The 8,841-nt window shown below is 68.6% G+C and carries 8 protein-coding genes; 4 read left to right on the forward strand and 4 right to left on the reverse strand.

Features of this window, described 5'->3' with window-relative positions:
* Positions 1 to 13 precede the first annotated feature (13 nt).
* Positions 14 to 523 (forward strand): recombinase family protein, encoded by a 510-nt coding sequence (locus tag VHS75_RS04645; protein WP_329637439.1) that lies wholly within the window; start codon positions 14 to 16, stop codon positions 521 to 523.
* Here VHS75_RS04645 and VHS75_RS04650 read toward each other — a convergent pair.
* The 3 genes from VHS75_RS04650 to VHS75_RS04660 are packed head-to-tail and all read right to left on the reverse strand — an operon-like array spanning position 520 to position 4,749.
* Positions 520 to 2,121 carry a DHA2 family efflux MFS transporter permease subunit gene (locus VHS75_RS04650; protein WP_329637440.1) on the reverse strand — a complete coding sequence of 534 codons (1,602 nt, stop codon included), beginning with the start codon at positions 2,119 to 2,121 and terminating at the stop codon, positions 520 to 522. The genes VHS75_RS04645 and VHS75_RS04650 overlap by 4 nt on opposite strands.
* A 27-nt stretch (positions 2,122 to 2,148) precedes the next feature.
* A complete protein-coding gene (locus tag VHS75_RS04655) occupies positions 2,149 to 3,273 on the reverse strand; it encodes an efflux RND transporter periplasmic adaptor subunit (protein WP_329637441.1) in 1,125 nt (374 codons plus the stop codon).
* A 48-nt stretch (positions 3,274 to 3,321) separates the two neighbouring features.
* On the reverse strand, positions 3,322 to 4,749 hold the full coding sequence (locus VHS75_RS04660) for an efflux transporter outer membrane subunit (RefSeq protein WP_329637442.1): 1,428 nt from the start codon (positions 4,747 to 4,749) through the stop codon (positions 3,322 to 3,324).
* A gap of 110 nt (positions 4,750 to 4,859) precedes the next feature.
* Between VHS75_RS04660 and VHS75_RS04665 the strand changes: the two genes are divergently transcribed.
* Entirely contained in the window at positions 4,860 to 5,477 is a 618-nt protein-coding gene (locus tag VHS75_RS04665) for a TetR/AcrR family transcriptional regulator (RefSeq protein WP_329637443.1), read from the forward strand.
* Here VHS75_RS04665 and VHS75_RS04670 read toward each other — a convergent pair whose 3' ends face one another.
* The gene (locus tag VHS75_RS04670) at positions 5,478 to 6,383 is read right to left on the reverse strand and encodes a LysR family transcriptional regulator (RefSeq protein ID WP_329637444.1); all 906 of its coding nucleotides are present in this window, start codon (positions 6,381 to 6,383) and stop codon (positions 5,478 to 5,480) included.
* A gap of 108 nt (positions 6,384 to 6,491) precedes the next feature.
* Here VHS75_RS04670 and VHS75_RS04675 point away from each other — a divergent pair, with 108 nt between their 5' ends.
* Complete coding sequence (locus tag VHS75_RS04675; protein WP_329637445.1) at positions 6,492 to 7,499, forward strand: aldo/keto reductase; 1,008 nt, start codon at positions 6,492 to 6,494, stop codon at positions 7,497 to 7,499.
* 209 nt (positions 7,500 to 7,708) lie between these two features.
* Positions 7,709 to 8,841 (forward strand): VWA domain-containing protein (locus tag VHS75_RS04680; RefSeq protein ID WP_329637446.1); only part of this gene is annotated, 1,133 nt, incomplete at its 3' end.

Below are 8,841 nucleotides of genomic sequence, written 5' to 3' on the forward strand. Positions count from 1 at the left end.
CGCGACGGGGAGCATGCTCAGGATCGGCTATCTGCGGCGCGGGCCCGCTGAGTTCGGGGGTGATCCGACGGCGGAGGCCGCCCGGCTGAGCGCGCTCGGCTGCGAGGTGGTGCGGACCGAAGCGGTGACGGCGCCCGGTCGTCAGGGCGACGCGGTATTGCGTTCGATCCTCGGGACGATCGGCGCAGGCGACGAGCTGGTGGTCACCCGGCTGGACCAGCTGGGCGACGGCGGTCGCGCCATGCTGGAGGTCCTGGAACAGCTGGAGCGACGCGGCGCCAGCCTGCAGGTGCTGGACCCTGCCCTCTCCAGCCGCGGCCCCGGCGGACCGGCCCTGCGCGCGGCGCTGGAGGCGGTGGCGATGCTGGAGCCCCTGACGGCGCGTCCACGGCGCCCCGCGGCGACCCAGGAGATCCGCGACCTGCAACGCGCCGGCGTCGGCCCCGTGGAAATCGCCCGGCGCCTGGGCGTCTCGCGCATGACCGTCTGGCGCAAACTCAAGGCCCCGGAGGGCTGCGCCTAATCTGCCGCGGCGTGGGTCGCGCCGGCGCCGAGCGCCTTCTTGGTCAGCCAAACGCAGGGAATCAGCAGGATCATCATCCCCGCGGCGATGCGGAAGATGTCGTCGGTCGCCAGGAGATAGGCCTGGTTGACCACCTGGTTGGTGACCGCGCCCACCGCCTGCTGCGCCGACAGGCCTACGGACTGCAACTGGCTGACCGCGCCGACGAAGGCCGGATCCTGTGCGCCCATGACCTCGGACAGCCGGTTCTGATGCAGGGTGGCTGTCTGCTCCCAGACGGTGGACACCAGCGAGGCCGCGAAGCTGCCGGCGGTGAGCCGGGCGAAGTTGTAGAGGCCCGACGCCTGCGGCACCTGATGGCCGGGCACCCCGTTCAGCGTCAGGGTCACCATGGAGACGAAGAAGACGCTCATGGCCACGCCCTGGACCAGGCTCGGGATGACCAGGGCGATGAAGTCCACGTCGGTGGTGAACAGCGAGCGCAGGTAGAACGAGAGGGCGAAGGCGGCCAGCGCTACGCTGGCGGTCCAGCGGGCGTCCACCCGATTCATCAACCGCGCGGCGAAGGGCGTCAGGAACACCGCCACCACGCCGGATGGCGCGGCCACCAGGCCGGCCCAGGTGGCGATGTAGCCCATCCGGGTCTGCAGCCAGAGCGGGCTCAGCAGGTTCGCCCCGAAGAACAGCGCGAAGCCGATGCAGGTCACCACGGTGGCGATCAGGAAGTTGCGCGACTTCATCAGCGACAGGTCGACGATCGGATACTGCTCGTTCAGTTCCCAGATCACCCAGGCGATGAAGCCGATGATGGCGATGATCACCTCCACGACGATCGCCGGCGAGTTGAACCAGTCGGCGTCCTTGCCGGTATCGAGCATGACCTGAAGCGCGCCGACCCAGGTCAGCAGCAGGAAGAAGCCGGTGCGATCGATGGGCACGACACGCGTCGGGGTCTCGCGGCTGATCATGTTGCGCCAGCAGATCACGGTGCAGACGATCCCCACCGGCACATTGATCAGGAAGATCCACGGCCAGGAGATATTGTCCGAGATATAGCCCCCGAGGATCGGCCCGCAGATCGGCGCCACCAGGGTGGTCATCGACCAGATGGCGAGTGCGGTCCCCCGCTGGGTCGCTGGGAAGATCATGATCAGCAAGGCCTGAGAGCCGGGTATCATCGGTCCGGAGACCGCGCCCTGCAGCACCCGGAAGATGATCAGCGACGGCAGGTTCCAGGATACGCCGCAGAGGAAGGAGGCGATGGTGAACAGCACCACCGAACTGACAAAGGTCTTCACCACCCCATAGCGCATCATCAGCCAGCCGGTGAGCGGCACTGAGACTCCGTTGGCCACGGCGAACGAGGTGATCACCCAGGTGCCCTGGCTGGTCGAGACGCCGAGATTGCCTGAGATGGTCGGGATCGAGACGTTGGCGATGGTCGTATCCAGCACCTGCATGAAGGTGCCGAGCGCCAGGGCGATGGAGGTGATCGCCAGCAGCGAGCCGGTCATCGCCGCCGGCAGGACCGGGCCGCCGACGGGCGCCGCGGCGGCCGCCCCCCCGGCTTTCTGGGCGGATTGTGCGTCGTCGGCCATGGCCGTCGTCTCCGTGAGCCTTGAGGCCTAATTCGCGCCGGAGATGTCGACGGCGGCCTTCATAGAGAGGCCGACCCGCAAGGGGTGCTGCGCCAGCTCCTTCGGGTCGAGATCGATGCGGACCGGCAGACGCTGCACCACCTTGATCCAGTTGCCCGAGGCGTTCTGGGCCGGGATCAGCGAGAAGGCCGAACCGGTGCCGCCGGAGAGACCGCGCACCCGGCCGTGGAACTTCACGCCGGAGCCATAGAGGTCGGAGGTCAAGGTCACCGGCTGGCCGGGCCGCACCTTCTTCAGCTGAACTTCCTTGAAGTTGGCGTCGACATAGGCCTCGCTCGCCGGAACCACGGCCATCAGCGGCGCGCCGATCGCGACCTGCTGACCGACCTCCACCTGCTTCTTGGAGACGATTCCGCCGATGGGCGCCTTCAGCACCGTGCGGTCGAGCGTCAGCTGGGCGGCGTCGAGGCGCGCGCGGGCGGCGGCGACCTCCGGGTTCTGTTCGAGGCTGACGCCGGCGATCAAAACGTGGTTGGCCTCGCGGTTGCCGGCGGCGGCGGCGCGGCTGGCCTGGGCCTGGGAGAGCGCGGCCTGGGCTTCGGCGTATCTGTTCTTGGCGTTGGTCAGCTCATCGCCGGAGACGGCGCCAGAGGCCGACAGCGCCTGGCGGCGGTCGAGGTCGGTCTTGGCCCGGTCGAGGTCGGAGCGGGCGCGGGCGATGTCGGCGTCGCGGGCGCTGAGCTGGCCGGCTAGCGCGGCGTCGTTGGCGTCGTAGCCCTGCACCTTGCGCTCCGCCTGACCCAGCGCCGCCTGCGCCTGAGCGACGGCGATCTTTGCGTCGGCGTCGTCGAGGACGATCAACGGCTGGCCGGCCTTCACCGCGTCGGTCTCACGCACCAGCACCTTGGCGACCGGTCCCGCGATCAGCGGCGTCACCTGGGCGACGTCGGCCCCGACATAGGCGTTGTCTGTCGCCACCGTCTTGCCGGAGAAGATCAGGGCGTAGAGGCCGTAGAGCGCGACGCCCACGACCACCACGACGGCGAGCCAGATCAGCTGCGTGCGGCGGCGCGCCTTGGCTGCGTTGACCTGGACGCCGATGCCCAGAGCGCCGGTGGCGGGGGCCTTGTCGAGAGTGGCGGTGTTGGACATCGGGGTGGTCCTTGAAGACGCGTGGCGGGTCGTTGCGGGTTGGTTGGATCAAGCGGCCGCGTGGTAGCCACCGCCGAGGGCGCGGACGAGTTCCACGTCCAGCGTCAGCGCGCGGGCGTCGAGGTCGGCCACGGTGCGCCGGCGGCGTAGCACGCCCTGCTCGGCGAGCAGGACCGTGGGATAGGTGGCGAGGCCGCCCTTGTAGCGCAGGGTGGCGATGCGGAAGGCGTCCTCGCTGGCGGCCAGCGACGCGCGGCTGTCGGCGAGCTGCGACTGCAGGGCGCGGCTGGAGGCCACCACATCGGCCACCTGGCGGAAGGCCTCGGTGACGGCGGCGTCGTAGCTCGCCACCGCCGCGTCGCGATCGGCCTCGGCGCCGCGCAGGCCGGCCTTCAGGCGTCCGCCCTCGAAGATCGGCAGGCTGATCGCCGGGCCGATCGAGCCGATGTCGGAGCCGGAGGCGAACACCTTGTCCAGATGCAACGCCTGGGCGCCGATGAAGCCGGCGAGGTTCACGTCAGGATAAAAGGCGGCGCGGGCCCCCTTGATGCGTGACACGGCCGCCTCGGCGCGCCAGCGCGCGGCGGTGACATCGGGGCGGCGGCCCACCAGGTTCGCGGCCAGCTCGGCTGGCACGCCCAGGGGCTTCAGGGCCGCCGGACTCGGGCGGGCCAAGCTAAGGCCGCGGTCAGGACCGGCGCCGGCGAGCGCGGCCAGGCTATTTCGGGTCAGGGCGATCTGCTCGTCGATCGCCGCCAGATCGGCCTTCGACTGCAGTGGGTCGGCCTCGGCCTGGCGCTGCTCGGCCAGGGTGTCGAGGCCGTTGATGACGCGGTCGGCCACCAGCTTCGAGGTCTCACTCTGCACGTCGAGGGCGCGGACCGCCACGTCGCGCTCGGCGTAGAGCCGCGCCAGATCGGCGTAGGCGGCGGCGACATTGGTCGACAGCACCAGCCGCGCCTCGGCGGCGTCGGCCTCGGCGGCTCTGGTGTCAGAAACCGCCGCAGCCACCGCCGCGCGGTTCTTGCCCCAGAAGTCGAGCTCCCAGTTGAAGTCGAGCGCCAGGCGGCCATACCAGTTGTAGCCCTGGGGCACGAACTGCGCGGGAATGCCGAGGTTGTAGCTCTGCTTCTGCTGCTCGATGGAGGCGTCGCCGGTGACGTTCGGCAAGCTGGCGGCGTGCTGAGCGGCGGCGATCGATTGCGCCTTGCGCACGCGGGCCTCGGCGTTCGCCAGCGTCGGGGATCCGGCCAAAGCCTCGGCCATCAGGCCGTTCAGCTGCGTGTCGCCATAGGCCATCCACCAGCCATCGCCCGGCCAGTCGCGGGTGGGCCCGGCCAGGGCCAGGGCCTGGGTTGCCGCGTAGCTGGCCGGCGCCTTGGCCACCTTCGCGGGCGCGGACGGCGGCAACGTGGCGCAGGCGCTCAGCGCGCTGGCGGCGAGGAGCAGAGCGGGGAGTGTGCGGTGACGGGTCATTCTGCCGACTCTTGTCATACCGTACGGTACGGTCATATATTGTGAGCGACGATATAGCGAGCGCCACGGTGGCGCGTCAAGACTGACCATACCGTACGGTTGGAAAAAAGATGCAACTAGCGAAAACCAAGCTGGACCGCGATCAGCGCCGTGAGCTGATCCTAGATGTGGCGCAGGGTGTCTTCTTGGAAGAGGGCTTCGCCAACGCGTCGATGTCAGTCATCGCCGCCCGGCTCGGCGGATCGAAGGGCACGCTCTACAACTACTTCAAAAGTAAAGACGAACTGTTCAACGCCTATGTCGAACGGCGGTGCCTTTGGCAGGACGAAATCTTCGCCGCCCCGCTCGCCGACGAGACGCCGGAGACCACATTGCGGCGGATCGCACGCGCCTACCTGACCCGCATGCTGACCGACTTCAACCTGAAGAATTTCCGCCTGATCGCCGCCGAAGCCGAGCGGTCGCCCGAGATCGGCCGCATCTTCTATGACGCCGGCCCGCGCAAGGGCGCCGAGCGGGTGGCCGAACTTCTGGAAGGCATGGCCAGGGATGGCCACCTCGACCTCGACGATCCGCTGGACGCCGCCTACGCCTTCCTCGGCCTGACGCAGAACCGCTACTTCAAGGCCCGGCTCTGCAACGCCATTCCCGAGCTCACCGAAAAGCAGATCGAGGCCGAGGCAGCGCTAGGCACGCGCACCTTCCTGCGGGCCTTCGGCAAGCGCTGACTACCAGCCCTCGCGCCGTCGCCGCTCCTGGATGAAGGCCACGAAGGCCCTGAGCGCCGAGGGCGGATAGCGGCGGCTGGGGTAGTAGAGCAGCGGCCCCGAGAACGGCTCGGACCAGTCGTCCAGTACGCTCACCAACTGGCCGGACGCCAGATACGGCGCCACCACGCCATCGAAGAACGCGTAGAAGCCCGCGCCGTCCAGGACCGCGCGCAGCAACAACGCCGGGCTTGAGGTGATCAGCGGCCCCTGCACCGCCACCTTCACCACCTCTCCGTTCCGCTCGAACTCCCAGGGCGGCTGCGCCCCGCTGGGAAAGCGCACCCGCAGGCAGGGCCGGTCGAGGAGTTCATTGGGATGCTGCGGCGCGCCATAGCGGGCGACCACCTCGGGCGTCGCCGCCACCGTGTAGCGCTGCGGCGGGCCCAGCGGCACGGCGATCATGTCCTGCGCCAGGCTCTCCTCCCAGCGGACCCCGGCGTCGAAGCCCTTGGCCACGATGTCCACTAGGCCGGTCTCGGAGATGATCTCCAGACGCACGGCCGGATAGGCGGCTAGGAAGTCGGCGACCATCGGCGCCAGCACCAGGTCGACGGCCGGCTCCGGCGCATTGATCCGCAAGGGTCCGGAAGGTTCGTCCTGGGCTGACCGCGCCTCGTCGACCGCAGCGGCGATCTGACCCAACGCCGGCTGCAGGGTCTTCAGAAGGGCGGCGCCCGCCTCCGTCAGCGCCACGCTGCGGGTCGTGCGGTTCAGGAGCCGGACGCCCAGCGAGGTCTCCAGGTCCCGAAGCGATTGGCTGAGCGTTGACGGCGAGACGCCCCGCTCGATCGCCGCGCGCCTGAAATTGCCGTGCCGGGCGATGGCCGAGAAGCTATCCAGGGCGACGAGGTCGATGCGATCCATTGTTCGGCATCCCGCACAGTCCGTGCAGCATTATACGGCTTATTCGCGCGGCGGGTCAGGGCTAATTGGCGGGCTACACCGGCGATCCGGCCGGACAGGAGGTCCCAGATGGAAATGCGCAAACTCGGTAAGACTGGCCCGGAGGTCTCGGCGATCGGCCTGGGCGCCATGGGAATGTCGGGGATGTACGGCCCCGCCGACCGGGCGGAGAGCCTGGCCACCATCGGCGCAGCCCTCGACGCAGGGATCAACCTGATCGACACCGGCGACTTCTACGGCATGGGCCACAACGAGATGCTGCTCGGGGAGGCCCTGAAGGGCGTCAGCCGGGACAGCTATCTGCTCAGCGTGAAATTCGGCGCCCAGCGCGGCCCGGACGGCGCCTTCCTGGGCTTCGACGGCCGCCCTGCGGCGGTGAAGACCGCCCTCGCCTACAGCCTGCAACGCCTCGGCGCGGACTATATCGACATCTACCGCCCTGCCCGGCTCGACCCCAATGTGCCCATCGAGGATAGCGTCGGCGCCATCGCCGAGTTGGTGAAGGCCGGCTACGTGCGCCACATCGGCCTCTCCGAAGTGGGCGCGGCCACCATCCGCAAGGCCGCCGCCGTGCATCCGATCGTCGACCTGCAGATCGAATACGCCCTGATCTCGCGCGGCCTCGAAGACGAGATCCTGGGCGTCACCCGCGAGCTGGGGATCGCGATCACCGCCTATGGCGTGCTGTCGCGCGGCCTGATCAGCGGCCACGCCACCAGCAACACCTCCGCGCCCGGCGACTTCCGCGCCCACAGCCCGCGCTTCGAGGGCGAGAACCTGCAAAAGAACCTGGCCCTGGCGGAGGTGCTCCGCGCCGAGGCCGCCAAGCTCGGCCTGACCCCCGCCCAGGCCGCCATCGCCTGGGCGCTGGCCAAGGGCGACGACATCGTGCCCCTGGTCGGCGCGCGCCGCCGCGACCGCCTGGCGGAGGCCCTAGGCGCCCTGGATCGTCCCCTGACGCCCGACGAGGTCGCGACACTTGAGCGCGCCGTTCCCAAGGACGCCGCGGCGGGAACCCGCTACCCCGAGGCGCAGATGGCTATGCTGGACAGCGAGCGGCGCTCCTCCGTCCCTTAGCGGGGAGGGACAGATCGCGAAGCAATCCGGGTGGGGTAGTCGCGTTCAAATGCTGACTCAGCACGCCGGCCCACACTTCCCCGCCCGTCTCCCCTGGATCAAGTCCGGGGTCGCCACCCTCCCCAGGACGGGGAGGGAACTGGACATCGCGCATCCGACGCCGCATCCTCGGCGTTCAAACAGACGTTCGTCGCGCAGGGTCTCGCCGCATGTTCATGCGTTTCTTCACAGAGCTTCGCCAGGCCAAGGTGCCGGTGACGCTGAAGGAATACCTGATGCTCATGGAGGGCCTGGACAAGCAGGTCATCGACCGCTCGGTGGACGATTTCTACTACCTGTCGCGCGCGGCTCTCGTGAAAGACGAGAAGAATATCGACAAGTTCGACCAGGTCTTCGCCCACGTGTTCAAGGGCCTGGAGCGGATGGGCGACGACGTCGCCGTCGACATCCCCGCCGAGTGGCTGAAGAAGCTCTCCGACCAGTTCCTCACCGAGGAGGAGAAGGCACAGATCGAGGCCATGGGCGGCTTCGAGGCGCTGATGGAGGCGCTCGCCAAGCGCGCCAAAGAACAGGCCGAAAGCGACGAGAAGGAAGGCCAGGGGCGCGGCCAGGGCGGCAACAACTCGCCCTTCGGCGCCAACGGCTATCACCCCGAGGGCGTGCGGATCGGCCAGGACAAGGGCCGCCACGGCAAGGCGATCAAGGTCTGGGACAAGCGCGAGTACAAGAACCTCGACGACCAGGTCGAGCTCGGCACCCGCAACATCAAGGTGGCGCTGCGCCGCCTGCGCAAGTTCGCCCGCCAGGGATCGCCGGACGAACTGGATATCGGCGGTTCGATCAAGGAGACCGCCAACAAGGGCTATCTCGACCTGGTCATGCAGCCCGAGCGCCGCAACACGCTCAAGGTGCTGCTGTTCTTCGACATCGGCGGCTCGATGGATAGCCACATCAAGGTCTGCGAGGAGCTATTCAGCGCGGCGCGCACCGAGTTCAAGAACATGGAGTTCTACTACTTCCACAACTGCCTCTACGAGACGGTGTGGAAGGACAACCGGCGCCGCCATGCCGAGAAGCTCGACACCTGGGAAATTCTCAACAAGTTCCCGCGCGACTGCAAGGTGATCTTCGTCGGCGACGCGACCATGAGCCCCTATGAGATCACCTATCCGGGCGGCTCGGTGGAGCACTGGAACGAAGAGCCGGGCGCGGTATGGATCGACCGCGCGGCCAAGACCTGGGACAGCGTGGTGTGGATCAACCCCACCCCGGCGCGCCACTGGGACCACACCCCCTCGATCGGGGTGATGCGCGAACTCCTGCACGAGCGCATGTTCCCCCT

The organism is Phenylobacterium sp. (assembly GCF_036264965.1).
GTDB lineage: Bacteria > Pseudomonadota > Alphaproteobacteria > Caulobacterales > Caulobacteraceae > Phenylobacterium.